Genomic DNA, 18,135 nt, shown 5'->3' with positions numbered 1-18,135 from the left:
CCGGGGACCGCGCCGCCGCGATGGACCGGCTGCGCGCCGCCGCGGCGGTCTTCGACGTCTGCGGCATGCGCGACGTGCACGCCCAGACCGTCCGGGCGCAGCGGCGCCTCGGCGTGCGGGTGCCGGGCGGCGGCGCCGGGAAGGGCGGGCGGGGCGCCCGGGCGAAGGCCGCCGCGGAGGCGCCGTTCGGGCTGTCGCCGCGCGAGCTGGAGATCGCCGGGCTCGTCGCCGAGGGCTGCAGCAACCAGCAGATCGCCGAGCGGCTGTACCTCAGCGTCCGGACGGTCGAGACGCACCTCACCCGCGTCTTCGCGAAGATCGGCGTCTCGTCGCGGGTAGGGGTGGCGACCGCCATGCAGCGTCCGGAATGAACCGACGCCCGGAGTGAACCGAAGAGTCCCGTTTCGACTCTCATCTCACGTACATGGTCACAGGCCGCACGCCTCACGGTGCACGTAAGTACGGGTTCTCCACGATGCCGCGCCGACCTCGGGGTTTGGCAGGGTAGGGGCGTCCGGAGCCGGGAGGAAGGCCGCGAAGGAGGTGGACACCCCATGAAGCAGATCAGAACGGTCGACGCCGACGGGATCGCACGATTCACGCACGACGGCGTCGCCGACGCCGAGGTGTCCGCGCACCCCTTCGCCACCGCCGACGGGCTCGGGCTGTCGCTGACCCGGTTCCGCCGCGCCGGCGCCGTCCACGCCGACACCGACGCCGTCCTGCTGGTGCACGGGCTGACGACGTCCAGCGACATGTACGTCATGCCGGAGCACACGAACCTCGTGAACGCCCTGCACGACGCCGGGTTCGGGGACGTGTGGGCGCTCGACTACCGGATGAGCGCCAGGTTCCCCTACAACGCGGAGACCCACCGGCACACCCTCGACGACGTCGCCCACTGGGACCACCCGGCCGCGCTCGCGGAGATGCGCCGCCACATCGGCGACGGCCGCCGCCTCCACGTCGTCTCCCACTGCCTCGGGTCCGTGACGTTCTCGATGGCGCTGTTCGCCGGGACGGTCACGGGCGTCACCAGCCTGGTGTGCAACAGCGTCTCGCTGACGCCCCGCACGCCGCCGTGGTCGAAGCTGAAGCTGAAGTACGGGCCGGCGCTGATGGAGTACGTCCTGGGCCCGCCGTACGTCGACCCGCGTTACGGCAGGGCGCCGGTGCTGACCCGCGGCTGGATGCTGGCGAAGGCGGTCGCGCCGTTCCACCGCGAGTGCGACGACCCGATCTGCCACATGCTGTCGTTCATGTGGGGCGGCGGGCAGCCGATCTTCTCGCACGACAAGATGTCGCCGGTGACGCACGGCCGCCTGACCGACCTGTTCGGCGCCTGCAACGTCCACTACTACCGGCACATGCACAGGATGGTGGAGGCCGGGCGCGCGGTGCGGTACGACCCGCGCGACCCGCGGCACGCGGACCTGCCCGTCGACTACCTCGCGGGCGCCGCGGACGTGACGACGCCGATCCTGTTCCTCACCGGAGACCGCAACCACGTGTTCACCGACTCCAACATCGTCTGCCACCGCGCGCTCGAATCGATCGCCCCCGGCCTGCACGAGCTGGAGATCCTCCCCGGCTACGGGCACCAGGACCCGTTCATGGGCGCGGCGTCCGGCACCGAGGTGTTCCCCCGGGTCCTGGACTTCCTCAAGCGGAAGGCGGGCTGATCGGCATGGCGGCGCGGACGGGAGGGCCTGCCGAGCACGCCGACGCGGTCGTCGTCGGGTCCGGGTTCGGCGGGTCGGTGGCGGCCTACCGGCTCGCGGAGGCGGGGCTGTCGGTGGTGCTGCTGGAGCGCGGGCAGCCGTACCCGCCGGGCAGCTTCCCCCGCTCGCCGCGGCAGCTCGGCCGCGCGTTCTGGGACCCGGCCGCCGGCCTGTACGGCATGTACGACGTGTGGAGCTTCAAAGGCTGCGACTCGGTGGTGTCGGCGGGCCTCGGCGGCGGGTCGCTGATCTACGCGAACGTCCTGCTGCGCAAGGACGAGCACTGGTTCGTCGACGAGCAGCCGATGCCGGGCGGCGGCTACGAGTCGTGGCCGGTCTCGCGCGCCGACCTCGACCCGCACTACGACGCCGTCGAGCGGATGATGGGCGCGACGCCGTACCCGCTGGACGCGGCGCCGTTCAGCGACACCCCGAAGACGCACGCGATGCAGGACGCCGCGGCCGAGCTCGGGCTGCGCTGCGAGCTGCCGCCCCTCGCGGTCAGCTTCGCCGGCCGGCCGGGCGGGGCGCCGGGCGTGGGCCTGCCGATCGCCGAGCCGTCCTACGGCAACCTGCACGGCAGGCCGCGCCGCACCTGCAAGCTGTGCGGCGAGTGCGACATCGGCTGCAACGAGGGCGCCAAGAACAGCCTCGACCACAACTACCTGTCGGCGGCCGCGCACCACGGCGCGGACGTCCGCACCGCCCGCGAGGTGAAGGCGATCCGGCCCCGCCCCGGCGGCGGGTACGAGGTCGACTACGTCCACCACGCCGATCTCACCGTCCGGCGGAAGGCGCGGCAGCAGCCCGTCGAGACGATCACCTGCGACCGCCTGATCCTGGGCGCCGGCACCTACGGGACGACGTTCCTGCTGCTGAAGTCGCGGACGGCGCTGCCCGGGCTGAGCGGCGCGCTCGGCACCCGGTTCAGCGGCAACGGCGACCTGCTGACGTTCCTGCTGAACGCCCGCGACCGCGAGCGCGTCCGGCCGCTGGACGCGTCCCGCGGCCCGGTGATCACCAGCGCGATCCGGCTGCCCGACGAGGTGGACGGCGTGCCCGGCGCGGGCCGCGGCGCCTACATCGAGGAGGGCGGGTACCCGGGGTTCACCGACTGGATCGTGCACAGCCTCGACGTGGGCGACGCCGTCGAACGGGCGGTGCGCTTCCTATGGGACCGGTTCGTCGAGTTCTTCAAGGACGCGCCGGACACGAACCTGTCGAAGGAGATCTCGGACCTGATCGGGGACGGGGCGCTGACCGTCAGCTCGCTGCCGCTGCTCGGCATGGGCCGCGACACCGCCGACGGGCGGCTGCACCTGCGGGACGGGCGCCTCGCCGCCGACTGGACGACCGAGACGAGCGAGGAGCTGTTCACGCGCGTCCGCAAGACCATGCAGGGCATCGCGGACGTGCTGGGCGCCGAGTACGCCGACAACCCGATGTGGTTCCGCAAGCGGATCGTCACCGTGCACCCGCTGGGCGGCGCCCCGATGGCCGACCATCCGGGGCGGGGCGTGTGCGACGCGTTCGGGGAGGTCCACGGGTTCCCGGGCCTGTACATCGCCGACGGGGCGGCGATGCCGGGCCCGGTGGGCCCCAACCCCTCCCTCACGATCGCCGCGCACGCCGACCGGATGGCGACGCGGCTGCTGGAGGGCGCGGGCCGGGGGGCCCGCACTCCGGCCCGCACCACGGCCCGCGACGTTCCCGCGCCGGGGGGCGCGGGAGCGGCGGGGGTCTCCGTTCCGGTCCGCACGGGGGCCGAGCCGGTCGGGGGGTCGACCGGCTCGCCGGATCGGGCGGGGAACGGCGCGGCGTACGCGCCGGAGCCGGGGAGCCGCGGCGGCACCAGGGGACCGTCCGCCGCGGCGTCCGGCCGTACGCCGCCGCCGCTCGCCGGGTCGGCCGGCGCCGCGGCGACCTCGCTGTCGTTCACCGAGACGATGAAGGGGTCCGTCACCTACGGCGTCGCCGACCCGCGCGCCGGGGCGGCGGATCCGGGGCGCGAGCCGCTGTCGTTCCGGTTGACGATCACCGCCGACGACGTCGACCGGTTCCTCGCCGAGCCCGAGCACGAGGCGCGGGCCGAGGGGTGGGTGGACACCGCCGCGCGCGGGGGCCGGCGGCCCGTCCTGCGGGGCCGGTTCAACCTGTTCGCGCCGGCCGGCGGCGAGGACCGGCGGCTGATGAAGTACCGGCTGTTCTTCACCGACGGCGAGGACCGGCCGCGCACCCTCACCGGCCGCAAGAACGTCCTGCACGGGCCGCCGACGCGGATCTGGCCCGACACGTCCACGCTGTACGTGCGGCTGCTGGACGGGCACGTCCCCGAGGACGCCGAGGCGGACGCGGCGGTCGTCGCGGCGGGCGTCCTGCACATCGAGCTGGGCGACTTCGCGCGGCAGCTCGCGACGTTCCGGACGTCCGGTCCGGACGGCGCGGGGAAGCTGCTGGACTTCGCCCGGTTCTTCGCCGGGGAGCTGTGGGAGGTGTACGGCCCCGAGTCCGATGACTAGGGGCCGTCCGAAGACGGGTACGGGCCGAGAGAACTGCGGGGTGCTCTCGGCCCGTACCTCTTTTTCGCGGTGCTACAGGTCGCTTATTCGCGGTGCTACAGGTCGCCCGCGTCGCGGGCGGGGCAGTCCGGCGGGCAGTTCGCCGCGTGGCCGGGGAGCCACCGGACGAACGCCTTGAGCATCAACCGGAAGAAGACGCCCATGAGCGGCCCGGTGCCGGGGACGAGCGGCTCGAACGTCGCGCGCCACCGCAGGTAGGTCCCGCTCCCGTCCTCCTGCTCCTCCAGGTGGACGTCGGAGCGGTACCGGCGGACGGGCAGTCCCGACAGGGCGATGTAGGAGAAGCGCGCGTACGGCTCGTAGGCGACCGTCTGCTCCTTGGCGGGCCAGATCTGCTTGACGCACCCGACCCCGTAGGTGGTGGCGTCGCCCTTGCGGACCTGGCGGGCGGGGGTCGGGAACCTGCCCCACGCGCCCCACGCCTCCGGCACGGCGAGGTGCCGGAACAGCACCTCGGGCGCGGCCGTCGCGGCGGCGGCGACCTCGATCTCCTGCGGCATGCGTGCCTCCCCGGGTGACGGTTCCCGGCACCGTACCGCGCCCGGCGCGCGGCGTCAGCCCTCCCGGGCCCCGTCAGCCGCCGGACTGCGCGCGGGCGCGGAACGCGGCCGTCTTGACCCGGTTCTGGCACGCGGTGGAGCAGAACCGGCGGGTGCCGTTGCGGGACGTGTCGACGTAGACGCGGTCGCAGCGCGGAGCGGTGCAGACGCCGAGCCGGTCGCGGAAGTCGCCGCCGAGGACGATCGCGAGCCCGGTCGCGCACGGGGCGGCCCACTCGGCGGTGAGCGTGCCGCCCTCGCCGTGGAAGTGGACGTGCCAGGGCTCGCCGTCGTGGCGTTCCAGGCGGGGCCGGGCGCGGGTGTCGTCCAGCAACCGGTTGACCCGATCGGCGGCGGCGTCCAGGTCGCCGGCGGCGACGCTCTCGAAGACCGCGCGCAGGTCGCGGGCGACGGCGGCGAGTTCCGCGGCTTCGGCCTCGCCGACGGCGTCGCGCAGCCCGCGCAGCACGCCCGCCGCGGCGGCGCGCCGGTCCGCGGGGGTGGGCAGCAGGTAGGGGCGGCCGCGCCGCTCCCCCTCGGTCAGCTCGTTGACCAGCTCGACGGCGGCTTCCACGACCGCATCGGTGTGACTGTTGAAGTCCACTTGACCAGTTACGCCTTCCCGTTTAGCGTGTAACTATCCAAAGGCTATACGACAGTTACGGGAGGCGTCATGACGCTGCTCGACCGGGAGACGGCCGACGCGTGGATCGCGCGCTGGGACGTCCAGCAGGAGGGCTACGTCCCCGATCGCGAGGAACGGTTCACCGCGCTGATCGACGCGCTCGAGGCCGCCGCCGGACGCCCCGACCCGCTCGTCCTCGACCTCGGGTGCGGGCCCGGCTCGCTCGCCGCCCGCATCCTGGACCGGCTGCCCGCCGCCACGGTCGTCGCCATCGACGCCGACCCGCTGCTGATGGCGCTCGGCCGGGCCGCGCACGCCGACCGCGACGGGCTCCGCTTCCACACGCTCGACCTGCGCGAGCCCGGCTGGGCGGCGCGGCTGCGGCTGGACCGGCAGGCCGACGCGGCCGTCAGCACCACCGCGCTGCACTGGATCTCCGGCGCGGACCTGCGCGTCACCTACCGCGAACTGGCCACCGTCCTGCGGCCCGGCGGCCTGTTCCTCAACGGCGACAACCTGGCGAGCGAGGACGTCACGCCCGGCCTGGCCCGGCTGGAGGCGGCGCTGTGCGAGCGGGAGCGCGCCAGGCGGCTCTCGCCGGAGGGCGCGGGCGCCCCGGAGGACTGGGAGCAGTGGTGGACGGCGATCGCGGCGGACCCCGCGCTCGCCGGGCTGCGCGCGGAGATCCGGGAGGAGGCGTCCGGGCACCACGGGTCGGAGTCCGGGCTGCTGTCCACGCACGCCGAGGCGCTGCGCGACGCCGGGTTCGGCGAGGTCGGGACCCTGTGGCAGCGCGGCGACAACCGGCTGCTCGCCGCGCTCCTCACCGGCTGAGCCCCCGCCCCGGAGGCCGGAGACCGCCCGGCCGGGTGCTCCCCTCCCCGGCCGGGCGGACGATCATCCGGCGGTCACCCCGGCGGTCACCGCGCGGCCAGCACGGGGAACGTCAGCACGCGGCCGGGCGGGCCGCCCGGCGGGCCCGCGGCCCCGCCCGCGTCCGTCCCGTCCCGGCCCGCCGGGTCCGCCCGCACCGCGTCGCCCGGGAGGGCGCCGGTGAGGAGGTGACCGCGGAACGCCGCTCCCTTCGCGGTGATCTTCATCGGCTGGAAGGCGCCCGGCGCCAGCGCGCAGAACCCCGTCTGGACGACGTCCTCGTAGAGGGAGTCGGACACCACGTAGGCCACGTCGCGGGCGTCGTCGTCCAGCAGGCGCCGCAGCGGCGCCGCGTCCAGCAGGCGCTGGACGACGATGGGCGCGTCGCCCGCCGGCCCGAACGGGCCCGCGGTCAGCGTGCCGTAGTGCAGCGCGAGCCGCACCCGCAGCCGGTGCCGGCCGGGCCTGCGGTTGACCTCCCGCAGCGCCTCCGCGAGCCCGATCACGAACCCGCCGGCGACCGGCGCCGGGTCGGTGCCGGTCGGCAGCGTCGCCAGCTCCCCGTCCCCGCCGACCTGCTTGTCCCAGCGGGCCCGGTCGAGCCCGATGCCGCGCGCCGCGCGGTCCAGCGCCTCCGCGAGCTGGTGCTGCGCGGCGAGCTGGTCGCGGGCGTCGCGCCTGCTGTACTTCTGTATGTCCACCGCCAGGAGGAGGCGGTAGTCGAGCCGTGCCGTCGTCTCGATTCCTCTCATTCCCGATCCCGCCCTCGGTCGCTTCGAGCGAACGGGCCCGGTGCCCGCGTCCGCTCCACTCGCGGAGTGAACGTCGCTTCGCGAAGGTTCCGTGAAGAAGGATCCGGGTTCCGCCCCCCTGTCCGCATCTCGATTTCCGTCTCTCACGCCCCGTTCGACGCAGAGTGCCGCGGGCCGGTGCCGGAGGTAAGGCGGCTATGACGAACCAGTTAGCGCCTACCTGGAATAGCGAGGTCAAAAGGGGTATCTCGGGCGTCGCGGCGTGACGGGGCCCACTGATCGCGGACGATCCGCGGCCTCGGGCGTTCCCCTAGGCTGGCCGTGTGAGCACCACCCGACCGTCCGCCCGGCCCCTGCTGCTGCCCGCCCTCCGCGAGGTGTACGACGCCTACGTGCGGGAGGCGGACGCACTGCCCGCGCTGCCCGCCGCGCTGCAGGCCGAGGTGTGGACGTCCGCGCAGCTCGGCGGCCTACTGGCCGCGGCGCCGCACGAGCAGGCCCGGCGCGCCGCGCTCGGCGACCTGATCGGCTGCCTGCGCGCCGCCGGGACCCCCGGGACGCGGGCGTTCCTGCGGGCGCTCGCCGCGATCGGCCCCGAGGTGGGCCGCGGGGCCGCGGCCAAGGCGGCGGACGCGCTGCGCGACGTCCCGGCCGCCCCGTGGGAGGACGCGCTCGGCCGCGTCGTTCCCGGCCAGGCCTGGCTGATCCAGGAGGGCCCGCTCGACGGCGACCGGCTGGTGTGCGAGTTCCGCTACACGGACATGGGCACCGCGGGCATGCACGCGCTGGCCGTCCGCCTGACCTACGGCGACGCGCCGACCGAGGTGGTCACGGTCGGCGACGTCCCCGCACTGATGACCGCGGCGCGGCAGGCGATGCAGGCCGAGCTGTGCGTGGTGCAGCCCTACGACACCGCGGCCGTCGGGGCCAGGCTCCGCACCGCCCTGAACGGCGCGGAGCCCGTCCCCGCGGACTGCCGCCCGGCGCTGGCGCTGGCCCGCCACCGGGCGTCCCTGCTCCCCTAGCGGCTTCCCTAACGCCCGATCGCGCGGTACCGGCGGACCGCCAGCGGGAAGAACACCGCCGTGATCGCCAGCGGCCACACGACCGCCAGCAGGAGCGCGTTCTCCGACGCCCACGAGTCGCTCGCCAGTGCCGCCAGCGCCGGGTCGCCGAACAGCTCCCGGCAGGCGGTGACGGTGGCCGACATGGGGTTCCACTCGGCGATCGCGCCCAGCCAGCCCGGCATCGTGCTCGGCGCGACCATGGCGCTCGACAGGAACCCGATCGGCCACACCAGGATCTGGATCATCATCACCGATTCGGGCCCCTTGGCGACCAGCCCCAGGTACACGCCCACCCACACGAGCGCGAACCGCAAGAGCAGCAGCAGGCCCAGCCCGGCGAGCGCGGGGACGATCCCGTCGTGCACGCGCCAGCCCATCGCCAGGCCGCACAGCGCCATCACCGACAGCGCCGCCAGCGAGTCGACCATGTCGGCGGCGCCGCGCCCCGCCACCACGGCGGACGGCGCCATCGGCATCGCCCGGAACCGGTCGGACACGCCCTTGGCGGCGTCGGCGGCGACCGCGGTGAACGTGGCCTCGACCCCGAACACCATGGTCATGGCGAACATGCCCGGGATGATGAACTCCCGGTAGTCCCCGCCCGGAACCTCCATCTGGCCGCCGAACAGGTAGCCCATCATCAGCACGACCAGCACCGGGAACGCCAGCCCGACGGCCAGCTGGTCGGGACGCTTCGCCCAGTGGGTGAGCGCCCGCCGGGTGAGCGTCCAGCCGTCGGCCGCGGCCCACCGCAGCCGCCCCACCGGGCCCCGTGGAATCTCCGGAATGGGTGGCGTCTCCGGGATGGGCGGCATCGATGCCACGGTCACGCGGGCACCTCCTCGTTCTCGTTGGTCGAATCGCCCGTGAGGTGCAGGAACACCTCGTCGAGCGTGGGCCGCCGCACCCCGATGTCGGCGACCCGCACGTCCGCCTCGTCCAGCGCCCGGACCGCACCGGTCAGCGCCCCGACCCGGTCGCGGACGGGCGCGCCGACCGTCAGTGCGTCGGCGTCGACCTCGGGTTCGGTCCCGGCGATCCGGGCGACGACCTCCGCCGCCCGCGTGAGCGCACCCGGGTCCTCCAGGACGACCTGCAGGTGGTCGCCGCCGAGCCGGGTCTTGAGCTCGTCCGGCGCGCCGCCGGCGATGACGCGCCCCCGGTCGATCACCGAGATCGCGTGCGCGAGCCGGTCGGCCTCCTCCAGGTACTGGGTGGTGAGGAGCACGGTGGTGCCGCCGTCGGCGAGCGAGCGGACCGCGTCCCACACCTCGATGCGGCTGCGCGGGTCGAGCCCGGTGGTGGGCTCGTCCAGGAACAGCACGGACGGCGCGAGGATCATCCCTGCCGCGAGGTCGAGGCGGCGCCGCATGCCGCCGGAGTACTGCCCGGCCGGCCGGTCGGCGGCGTCGGTGAGCCGGAACCGCTCGAGCAGTTCGTCGGCCCGCCGCCGCGCCCACCGGGCGCCCAGGTGGTAGAGGCGGCCGAACATGACGAGGTTCTGCCGCCCGGTGAGCACCTCGTCGACCGCCGCGTGCTGCCCGACCAGCCCGATGCGCGTCCGGACCCGTCCGGCGTCGCGCACGACGTCGTGCCCCGCGACGACCGCGCGCCCGGCCTCGGGGCGGGCGAGCGTGGCGAGCACGCGCACGCACGTGGTCTTGCCCGCGCCGTTGGGGCCCAGCACGCCGTGCACCGTTCCCGCGGGCACCCGCAGGTCCAGGCCGTCCAGCGCCCGGGTCGCGCCGTAGGACTTGCGCAACCCCGCCGCCTCGATCGCGAACTGTGGCTCTGTCATCACTCTCCTGAAACTCCGTACACAATACGGATTGACCATCCCGGGCAATATAACGTACGTCGTACAGAGTTTCATCCCGGGCGGCGGATTTTTTCTGGGAGGATGCGAACGTGACCACCGAGTACAGCGGCGGCGGCGACCTCAGGCGGAGCCTCGAGCTCCTGTGGGGCGGCAGGCCCGCCCCCCGACGCGGCCCGAAGCCCAAGCTCACCGTGGCGGAGATCGTCCGCACCGCGATCGCGGTCGCCGACGCCGAGGGCCTGGACGCCCTGTCGATGCGGCGCATCGCCGACGAGCTCGGCGTCGCCCCGATGTCGATCTACACCTACGTCCCGAGCAAGGCCGAACTGATCGACGTGATGTTCGACCGCGCCCTCGCCGAGCTCACCCCGCCCGACGACGTCCCCGGCGGCTGGCGTCCCAAGCTCGAGCACCTCGCCCGCGACAACTGGGACCTGTACCACCGGCACCCCTGGCTGCTGCACGTCTCCGTGGTCCGTCCGCCCATGGGCCCGGCGGTGTTCGCCAAGTACGAGTTCGAGCTGCGCGCCGTCGACGGCATCGGCCTGACCGATGTGGAGATGGACTCCGTCGTCGCCCTCGTCACCGGGTTCGCCGAGAGCTCGGCGCGCGTCTCGGTCAACGTCGCCGAGGCCGAACGCCGCACCGGCATGACCGACGTGCAGTGGTGGGAGACGATGGCGCCGCTGCTGGAGGAGGTCGACACGGGCGAGGACGAGTACCCGCTCAGCGCCCGCGTCGGCAGGAGCGCCGGGATGGAGTATCAGGGCGCCGTCGGCCCCCGCCAGGCGTTCGAGTTCGGCCTCGCGCGCATCCTGGACGGCATCGAGGTCCTGATCGCGTCCCGCCGCTGACCGTCGTCCCGCCGGGCACCGGGCGCGCGCGGACGGATCGTCGTACCCGCGCCGTACGATTCCCCCGCACGACCACCCGGGAAGGACGGAGCCATGGACACGTTCGAGCGCCTGCGGGAGATCTGCCTGTCATTGCCGGAGGCGGCCGAGAAACCGTTCGGGGGTCACACCGCGCCCTCCTTCCGGGTTCGGGACAAGCTCTTCGTGATGACGTCCGAAGACGGGCTCTCGCTGATGTTCAAGGGCGGGCCGGGTGTCCAGGAGGCGCTCATCGCCGAGGATCCCGAGCGCTTCTACCGGCCTCCCTACGTCGGCGGCAAGGGATGGGTCGGCGCACGCCTGGACGTCGACCAGGACTGGGACGAGCTCGCCGAGCTGATCGAGGACAGCTACCGGCTCATCGCCCCGAAGCGCCTCTCCGCGCAACTCGACCGACGCTGACCCCGCTCGACCCGGTGGGCGGGGCGCGCCCGCCCGCCCCTGGCCCGCGCCGCGGGCGGGGGTTCAACGGCGGGGGCGGGAGAGGGTGCGAAGTCGCCTGCCGATGCGGTCGAGGGTGGCGTCGTCCGGTCTCCAGCCGCGGTGCAGGAGTGCGGTCAGGAGCGCCTCGAGATAGGGACCCGGGCGGGACAGGAAGTCGCGGGTGACGGGTATGAGTTCCCAATTCATCTCCTCTGCCAGCCATTTGCGGCGCCGGCGGTCGCGGTCGCGCGCGTCCGAGCCGGTGTGGTGACGTTCGCCGTCGTATTCGAGGCCCACGCGGAACTCCGCGTAGCCGAGGTCCACGTAGAGCAGCCGGTCGTACGGACCCATGACCGGGACCTGGCAGGCCGGGCGGGGGAATCCGGCGTCGACGACGGCGACCTTGGTCCAGCTCTCGCCGGGTGACGCGGATCCGCGGTCGCCCAGGCGGAGGATCTCCCCGAGCCGGGTGTTGCCCCGGTAGCCCGGGAGGGTGCGGGCCATCTTCCTGAGCTCGGCCGCCTCGACGCCGCGCCTGAGGAACTGGTCGAGACCGGCGACGGCCTCGTAGCGGGGCAGCCAGCGGGCGCAGTCGAGGGCGGTGCGGGCGGGCGAGGTGAGCCGGACATGTTCTCTCTCCACTGTGTGCTCGGGGGGCATGCGCGCCCCGGGATCGGACGGGTCGACGAGGTCGACGGGCCAGTCGGACTCGCGCACGCCCGGGGGTAAGACGTCCAGGCCCCAGAGCCATGCGGCCGTGCGGCGGGCGATCACGACCTCGCCGGGAAGGAGACGGCTGAGCATCGCGGCCCGCGTCTCGAGCGGTGCGCCTTTCACCGGAACGAAGTGGACGCCCCGGCCGACGGGGGTGATGGCGTTCTCGGCAGTGCGCTTCCAGGTGAGGGTGAATCCGTTCATGAGGAAGATGCTGCCCGGCCGGGTCAGGGGCTGGAAGCACTCCCCGAGACTGTGGACAACTTCGAGGGAGCACCTTCTCACGCCCCGGAATGTGGCATTTGCGCTCCGGTGAGCGACCGGTCCGCCCGGCGAGAACCCGGGCACCACTGTCCCGCTTCGGTGGACGGCGCCCGTGTCGCCCCCGGCCGGCTTGGCCGCCGCACGCTTCCCGAAAGGGCGGCAGGGCCCGGGCCCGGCGCGGTTCGTGGCGGGCGGGGTCTCAGCGCCCTCGCGCGACCGTCACCGCGCGACCGTCACCGCGCGGTCGCGGGACGGGCGTCGAGGGCCCACCGGGCGATGCGGGCGATCAGGTCCGGGGTGGCGGCGACCTCGGCGTGCCCGAAGGACGGTTCGACCCACAGTTCGCGCGGTTCCCTGGCGGCCCCGTAGAGCTGGTGGGCGTGCTCCAGCGGGAAGAAGGCGTCCGCGTCGCCGTGGACGACCAGGAGCGGGACGGGGGCGATGCGCCCGGCGACCTGGTGCGGGGCCTCGGGGACGGGGTCCCAGCCCTTCGGGGCGATGCGGGTGCCGCGGGCGAGCCGCACCGCGAGCCGGCCGCTGCGGCGCTCGATGGCCCAGTGGACCCGCCGCATCGGGACGGTGCCGCGGTAGTACCAGCGGGCGGGCGCGCTGACCGCGACGACGGCGTCGACGCCGCCGTGCAGGGCGGCGTGCCGCACGGCCACGGCGCCGCCCATGGAGAACCCGGTGACGACGACGCGCTCGTAGCCGCGGCGGCGGGCGGCGCCGACGGCGGCGTCGAGGTCGAGGACCTCCAGGTCGCCGACGGTGGAGTGGCCTCCGGACGCGCCGTGGCCGCGGAAGTCGAGGCCGACGACCCCCCCGAACCGGTTCAGGACCCCGGCGATGCGCCGCAGCGCCGGCTGCCGCCACGAGCAGGTGAAGCCGTGCGCGAGGACGAAGCAGACGCCGTCCGGCCCGCGGAGGTGGCCGGCGTCGATGCGGACGTGGTCGGCGGTGTAGAGGGTGAGCGGTTCGAGAGTCGGCACGTCACCCATGATCGCGCGGCTGGTCGCGGGCTGAACGGCCGGGTCGCGGGGTAGGTAGGCAGCGTGTCGGGAGGGCTGGTCGATCGGGCGGCGATCGTGCGGCGCGGATGAGGCCGCGGCCGCATCGGCGGGAAGGCGCGTCACCGGACGCCGTGATGGCGTCGTCGGCGCGCGCGCACGAGCGCGCCGCGGTGCTGCTGGAGCGGATGGCCGCGGCGCACCCTGACGAGGCCGAGTTGCACCTGCAGGCCGCCACGCGGCACCGCAGGTGGGCCGAGCGGGACCGGGAGACCGCCGAGCGGCACGCACCCGACGGTTGAGCGATCAAGGAGGATTCATGCGCATCGGTGTTTCGCTCGTCGAACGGAGCGGGCCGGACGCGCTCGCCAAGCTGGAGGACGACGTCAGGAAGGCCGCGGACGACGGGCTCGCCTCGGCGTGGATGTCGAACATCTTCGGGATGGACGCGCTCACGGCGCTCGCCGTCGCGGGGAACGCCGTCCCCGGCATCGAGCTCGGGACGGCGGTGGTCCCGTCGTATCCGCGGCATCCGGCGGCGCTGGCGCAGCAGGCGCGGACGACGGCGCTCGCGCTGGACGGGCGGCTGACGGTCGGCCTCGGCCTGTCGCACAAGGTCGTCATCGAGGACATGTACGGGTTCGACTTCGGCCGTCCGCTGCGGCACATGGACGAGTACCTGTCGGTGCTGCTGCCTCTGCTGGACAACGGGACGGCGGCGTTCGACGGCGACACGGTCCGCGGGCACATCTCGCTCAGCGTGCCGAACGAGGGCCGGGTGCCGGTGCTGCTCGCCGCGCTGGGCCCCAAGATGCTGAAGCTGGCGGCGGAGCGGACGGACGGGACGGTCCTGTGGATGACGGGTCCCACGACGGTGCGCGACCACATCGCGCCGACGATCACGGACGCCGCGAAGGCGGCGGGGCGGCCCGCCCCTCGGATCGTGTGCGTCCTTCCCGTGTGCGTGACGGACGACGCGGAGCGCGCGCGGGAACGGGCGGCGAAGGCGTTCGAGGTGTACGGAACCCTGCCCTCGTACCGGGCGATGATGGACCGGGAGGGGGCGAAGGGCCCGGAGGATCTCGCGATCATCGGGGACGAGGACGCGGTCCGCGCCCGGCTGGACGAGCTGGACGCCGCGGGCGTCACCGACTTCGTGGCCGGGGAGTTCATGCCGGGCGAGGAGCGGACGCGGACCCGCGACTTCCTGAAGTCGGTCACGGCGCGATGACCTCGTAGAGCTCGCCGCCGGGGCCGGCGGAGTACCGCCGCGCCGCCCCGGCGGGCGGCCGTGGCCGACACGTCCGCCGCCGGGGCCCTGCGTCGCGGGGGCCGCCCGCTCCCCGCGTTCCCGCGCCGCCCGGGACGTCCGGTGGCGTGCAGGGCGCCGAGCACGAGCCGATGCGCGCGGCGGAGCGGGCGCTCACACCGATACGCCGCGCGAGAAGCGGATTTACCTGCTGATAACCTTGCGGTTCAAGCGCGCCCGGAGCGAAGTCCGGTGCGAACCCGGCGCTGTCCCGCAACTGTGGTGCCTCCCCCCGAGAAGGCCGAGCCAGGTCGCCTCCGCGCGCGCCGACGACCATCGACCTCGTGGAAGGGCGATCCGTCCTGCGCGGGCCGCGGCTTCCCTGCATCCAGGAGGCTCCTGTGAGACCCGTACGCGCCCTCGGCGCGGCCATCGTGTTCGGCGTCGTGACGCTCGCCTCGGCGTGCGGCGGCGGAGGCGGCGAGAAGGACGCCGCCGCGGGCGGCGCCGTCACCGTCCAGGCCGCCAACGGCGCGGTCGAGATCCCGGAGAGGCCCGGGAAGATCGTGTCGCTGTCCCCCACGCACACCGAGACGCTGTTCGCGATCGGCGCCGGCGACCAGGTGGTCGCGGTGGACGAGTACTCCAACCATCCGCAGAACGCGCCGCGCACGAAGCTGTCGGGCTTCAAGCCGAACGCGGAGGCGATCATCGGGTACGAACCCGACCTGGTCGTGCTGTCCGACGACATGAACGGCATCGTCAAGGCACTGGAGAAGGTGGGCGTCCCCGTCCTGCTGGAGCCCGCCGCGACGAGCCTCGACGAGGCCTACGACGAGATCACCGACCTCGGGAAGGCCACCGGGCACGAGGCCGAGGCGAACGAGCTCGTCCAGACGATGCGCGCGGACATCGAGCGGACCGTCGCCTCGGCGGGCGAGGCCGGCGACCTGACGTACTACCACGAGCTGGACGACCAGTTGCACACCGTGACGTCCAAGACGTTCATCGGCCAGGTGTACGGGCTGTTCGGCATGAAGAACATCGCGGACGCGGCCGAGGACGCGAGCGGCGGGTACCCGCAGCTCTCCCGCGAGTACCTGCTCGAACAGGACCCGGACCTCGTGTTCCTGGCCGACACCAAGTGCTGCGGGCAGGACGCCGGGACGGTCGCCGAGCGCCCCGGGTGGGGTGACCTGAAGGCCGTCCGGGACGGCGGCGTGGTGGAGCTCGACGACGACGTCGCGTCCCGCTGGGGTCCGCGTCTGCCGGAGTTCGTGAAGACGATCGGCGACGCCGCGCAGAAGGTCCGGTGACGGGCGGAACGGAGGGCGCTCGGCCGTGAAGGTCCGGATCCCCCGGTCCGGCGCCCGGAGCACCCTCCGAACGGAACCGGACGCGGGCCGCGTGCAGGCGCGGCTGCGGCCGGTCCCGCTCGCCGCGGCGGCGGCCCTGCTGGCGGGCGTCCTGCTGGGCGGCCTGTTCGCGGGCGCCGCGGACCTGCCGCCCGGCGGCGTGCTCGCGGCGCTCGCCGACCGGCTGCCGTTCGTGCGCCTCGACTCCGGACTGTCGGTGATCGAGGAGAACGTGCTGTTCGAGCTGCGGCTTCCCCGGGTGCTGACGGCGGCGCTGGTCGGCGGGATGCTCGCCATGGCGGGCGCCGGCTACCAGGGCGTGTTCCGCAACCCGCTCGCCGACCCGTACCTCCTCGGCGCCGCCTCGGGGGCGGGCGTCGGGGCGACGCTGGTGATCGTGCTGCTGCCCGACGACCTCGGGTACGGGGTGCCGCTCGCCGCGTTCGCCGGGGCCCTGTTCGGCGTGTTCCTCGCGTACGTGCTGGGCCGGACGGCGAACGCGGCGGGCGGCGCGGCGACGCTCGTCCTGTCCGGGGTCGCGGTGTCGTCGTTCCTCGCCGCCGTGCAGACGTTCCTGCAGCAGCTCGGGTCGGAGGAGCTGAACCGGATCTACGCGTGGATCCTCGGCGGGGTCGGCGGCGCCGACTGGGCGCAGCTCGCCCTGATCGGCCCGTACGCGCTGGTCTCGACGCTCGTCCTGCTCGCGCACGGCCGCCTGCTGGACGTGCTGAGCGTCGGCGACGAGGAGGCCGCGTCGCTCGGGCTGTCGGCGCAGCGGGTGCGGCTGACGGTGCTGGTCGCGGCGTCGCTGGCGACGGCTTGCGCGGTGGCGGTCAGCGGGCTGATCGGGTTCGTCGGGATCGTGGTGCCGCACGTGGTGCGGAGGCTCGCGGGCGGCTCCTACCGGGTGGTGCTGCCGCTGTCCCTGCTCGGCGGCGCGGCGTTCCTGGCGGTCGCGGACCTGGCCGCGCGGACCGTCGTCGCGCCCGGCGAGCTTCCGCTGGGCGTGGTGACGGCGTTCGTCGGGGGGCCGTTCTTCGTCGCGGTACTGCGCGCGACCCGCAGGCAGGTGGATCCGTGACGGTCGAAGTGCGGGGACTCGGCGTGGAGCTGGGCGGGCGGCCGGTGCTCACGGAGGTGTCGCTGGACGTCCCTGCGGGTTCGTGGACGGCGGTGATCGGGCCGAACGGGGCGGGCAAGTCGACGCTGCTGCGGGCGGTCCTCGGCCTGCTGCCGGCCGAGGGGGAGGTCAGGGTCGCGGGCGAGGATCTGCGGGGCCTCAAGCCGCGGCGGCGGGCCCGGGTGGTCGCGTACGCGCCTCAGGCGCCGAACCTGCCGGTCGGGATGACGGTGTTCGACTACACGCTGCTGGGCCGCTCCCCCTACATTCCTCATCTCGGCCGGGAGAGCGCGCGGGACCGGGCGGTAGTGGGCGAAGTGCTCGACCGCCTCGACCTGACGTCGCTCGCAGGCCGTGCGCTGGACCACCTCTCGGGCGGTGAGCGCCAGCGCGTGGTGCTGGCGCGCGCGCTGGCGCAGCAGACGTCCGTCCTGTTACTGGACGAGCCGACGTCCGCACTCGACATCGGCCACCAGCAGCAGGTCATGGAGCTGATCGACCGGCTGCGGCTGTCGGACGGGCTGACCGTGGTCACGACGATCCACGACCTGACGCTGGCCGGGCAGTACGCCGACGCGCTGGTCCTGCTGTCGGGCGGGCGGGTCGCGGCCGCCGGGACGCCCGGGGAGGTCCTGACGCGGGACGCGATCGAGGAGCACTTCGACGCCCGGGTCCACGTCGCCGAGGGCCCCGGCGGGCGGCCCGTCCTCTCCCTGGAGCGCCCGTGAGCGAGGAATCGCCGATCCTCGACAGGACATGGCGGGCGGAGGACGGCGCCCGGCTCGCCTCGACCGTGTGGCGGGCGGGCGGCGGGTGGCGCGCAGTCTCGTCGGCGATGGTCGGCGGCGGGATCGGACCGGTCCGCTGGGTGCTGAACGCGCAGGTCCCGGGCGGCTACTCGCGCACCGACCCGGTCGCGCACCTGCACGAGCTCGCCGCGTCCCACGGCCTGGAGGGCCCGGGGGTCGGGATGCTGACGGCCGCCGCCGTCGACCGGACGGTGCGGGGCGCGGACGGCGGCGTCGGCGTCGCGGCGACCGTGGGGCTGCGGGTCCCGACGTGGGCGGCGTCCCCGGAGGGCGCGCCCGACCCCGAGCTGGCGCCGATGCGGCTCGACGGCCCCCCGCGGCCGCGC

General features: G+C 74.4%; 20 protein-coding genes. 13 read left to right on the top strand and 7 right to left on the bottom strand.

The annotated features are described in order from the left end of the window. The 3 genes from ACFQ11_RS32870 to ACFQ11_RS32860 form a co-directional block, all read left to right on the top strand. Nucleotides 1-371: helix-turn-helix transcriptional regulator (locus ACFQ11_RS32870; RefSeq protein WP_378305874.1), on the top strand; the 371-nt coding region annotated here is incomplete at its 5' end. 183 nt (nt 372-554) lie between these two features. Further along, entirely contained in the window at nt 555-1,682 is a 1,128-nt protein-coding gene (locus ACFQ11_RS32865; RefSeq protein ID WP_378305872.1) for an alpha/beta hydrolase, read from the top strand. Between the two features lie 5 nt (nt 1,683-1,687). Further along, complete coding sequence (locus ACFQ11_RS32860) at nt 1,688-4,240, top strand: GMC oxidoreductase (RefSeq protein WP_378305870.1); 2,553 nt, start codon at nt 1,688-1,690, stop codon at nt 4,238-4,240. Nucleotides 4,241-4,335: 95 nt separating this feature from the next. Here the strand turns inward: ACFQ11_RS32860 and ACFQ11_RS32855 are convergent, their stop codons facing one another. Together ACFQ11_RS32855 and ACFQ11_RS32850 are read right to left on the bottom strand one after the other, a co-directional pair. Continuing rightward, nucleotides 4,336-4,800 (bottom strand): SRPBCC family protein, encoded by a 465-nt coding sequence (locus tag ACFQ11_RS32855; RefSeq protein ID WP_378305868.1) that lies wholly within the window; start codon nt 4,798-4,800, stop codon nt 4,336-4,338. 73 nt (nt 4,801-4,873) lie between these two features. Beyond that, complete coding sequence (locus tag ACFQ11_RS32850; RefSeq protein WP_378305866.1) at nt 4,874-5,443, bottom strand: CGNR zinc finger domain-containing protein; 570 nt, start codon at nt 5,441-5,443, stop codon at nt 4,874-4,876. A gap of 69 nt (nt 5,444-5,512) precedes the next feature. Here ACFQ11_RS32850 and ACFQ11_RS32845 point away from each other — a divergent pair, with 69 nt between their 5' ends. Next, nucleotides 5,513-6,298 carry a class I SAM-dependent methyltransferase gene (locus ACFQ11_RS32845; protein ID WP_378305864.1) on the top strand — a complete coding sequence of 262 codons (786 nt, stop codon included), beginning with the start codon at nt 5,513-5,515 and terminating at the stop codon, nt 6,296-6,298. Between the two features lie 86 nt (nt 6,299-6,384). Here the strand turns inward: ACFQ11_RS32845 and ACFQ11_RS32840 are convergent, their stop codons facing one another. Next, nucleotides 6,385-7,089, bottom strand: coding sequence for a hypothetical protein (locus tag ACFQ11_RS32840; RefSeq protein WP_378305862.1), 705 nt, complete (start codon nt 7,087-7,089; stop codon nt 6,385-6,387). 323 nt (nt 7,090-7,412) lie between these two features. Between ACFQ11_RS32840 and ACFQ11_RS32835 the strand changes: the two genes are divergently transcribed. After that, a complete protein-coding gene (locus tag ACFQ11_RS32835) occupies nt 7,413-8,114 on the top strand; it encodes a hypothetical protein (protein WP_378305860.1) in 702 nt (233 codons plus the stop codon). Nucleotides 8,115-8,122: 8 nt separating this feature from the next. On the opposite strand, the gene ACFQ11_RS32830 is transcribed toward ACFQ11_RS32835, so the two are convergent. Together ACFQ11_RS32830 and ACFQ11_RS32825 are read right to left on the bottom strand one after the other, a co-directional pair. Further along, nucleotides 8,123-8,971 (bottom strand): ABC transporter permease, encoded by an 849-nt coding sequence (locus ACFQ11_RS32830; protein WP_378305879.1) that lies wholly within the window; start codon nt 8,969-8,971, stop codon nt 8,123-8,125. Nucleotides 8,972-8,982: 11 nt separating this feature from the next. Then, complete coding sequence (locus ACFQ11_RS32825) at nt 8,983-9,954, bottom strand: ATP-binding cassette domain-containing protein (protein WP_378305858.1); 972 nt, start codon at nt 9,952-9,954, stop codon at nt 8,983-8,985. A 110-nt stretch (nt 9,955-10,064) separates the two neighbouring features. Here ACFQ11_RS32825 and ACFQ11_RS32820 point away from each other — a divergent pair, with 110 nt between their 5' ends. Next, the gene (locus ACFQ11_RS32820; protein WP_378305857.1) at nt 10,065-10,829 is read left to right on the top strand and encodes a TetR/AcrR family transcriptional regulator; all 765 of its coding nucleotides are present in this window, start codon (nt 10,065-10,067) and stop codon (nt 10,827-10,829) included. Between the two features lie 93 nt (nt 10,830-10,922). Further along, complete coding sequence (locus ACFQ11_RS32815; RefSeq protein ID WP_378305855.1) at nt 10,923-11,270, top strand: MmcQ/YjbR family DNA-binding protein; 348 nt, start codon at nt 10,923-10,925, stop codon at nt 11,268-11,270. Nucleotides 11,271-11,333: 63 nt separating this feature from the next. On the opposite strand, the gene ACFQ11_RS32810 is transcribed toward ACFQ11_RS32815, so the two are convergent. Next, the gene (locus ACFQ11_RS32810) at nt 11,334-12,209 is read right to left on the bottom strand and encodes a hypothetical protein (RefSeq protein ID WP_378305853.1); all 876 of its coding nucleotides are present in this window, start codon (nt 12,207-12,209) and stop codon (nt 11,334-11,336) included. Nucleotides 12,210-12,502: 293 nt separating this feature from the next. Continuing rightward, nucleotides 12,503-13,267 carry an alpha/beta hydrolase gene (locus tag ACFQ11_RS32805; RefSeq protein ID WP_378305851.1) on the bottom strand — a complete coding sequence of 255 codons (765 nt, stop codon included), beginning with the start codon at nt 13,265-13,267 and terminating at the stop codon, nt 12,503-12,505. Between the two features lie 146 nt (nt 13,268-13,413). Here ACFQ11_RS32805 and ACFQ11_RS32800 point away from each other — a divergent pair, with 146 nt between their 5' ends. The 6 genes from ACFQ11_RS32800 to ACFQ11_RS32775 form a co-directional block, all read left to right on the top strand. Continuing rightward, nucleotides 13,414-13,578 carry a hypothetical protein gene (locus ACFQ11_RS32800; protein WP_378305849.1) on the top strand — a complete coding sequence of 55 codons (165 nt, stop codon included), beginning with the start codon at nt 13,414-13,416 and terminating at the stop codon, nt 13,576-13,578. 17 nt (nt 13,579-13,595) lie between these two features. After that, the gene (locus tag ACFQ11_RS32795; RefSeq protein WP_378305847.1) at nt 13,596-14,507 is read left to right on the top strand and encodes an LLM class F420-dependent oxidoreductase; all 912 of its coding nucleotides are present in this window, start codon (nt 13,596-13,598) and stop codon (nt 14,505-14,507) included. Nucleotides 14,508-14,926: 419 nt separating this feature from the next. Then, entirely contained in the window at nt 14,927-15,841 is a 915-nt protein-coding gene (locus tag ACFQ11_RS32790; RefSeq protein ID WP_378305844.1) for an ABC transporter substrate-binding protein, read from the top strand. 91 nt (nt 15,842-15,932) lie between these two features. After that, nucleotides 15,933-16,961, top strand: a complete 1,029-nt coding sequence (locus ACFQ11_RS32785) for a FecCD family ABC transporter permease (RefSeq protein ID WP_378305876.1) — start codon at nt 15,933-15,935, stop codon at nt 16,959-16,961. Next, nucleotides 16,958-17,728, top strand: a complete 771-nt coding sequence (locus ACFQ11_RS32780; protein WP_378305842.1) for an ABC transporter ATP-binding protein — start codon at nt 16,958-16,960, stop codon at nt 17,726-17,728. Before ACFQ11_RS32785 ends, ACFQ11_RS32780 begins: the two co-directional genes overlap by 4 nt. Continuing rightward, nucleotides 17,725-18,135, top strand: a 411-nt coding sequence (locus ACFQ11_RS32775; RefSeq protein ID WP_378305840.1) for an adenosylcobinamide amidohydrolase, incomplete at its 3' end; no start/stop codon positions are given. The genes ACFQ11_RS32780 and ACFQ11_RS32775, both read left to right, overlap by 4 nt.

The organism is Actinomadura sediminis, from assembly GCF_042675525.1.
GTDB lineage: Bacteria > Actinomycetota > Actinomycetes > Streptosporangiales > Streptosporangiaceae > Spirillospora > Spirillospora sediminis.
Note: the sequence above shows the minus strand (reverse complement) of the source record. Positions and strands in the feature narration are given on the sequence as shown.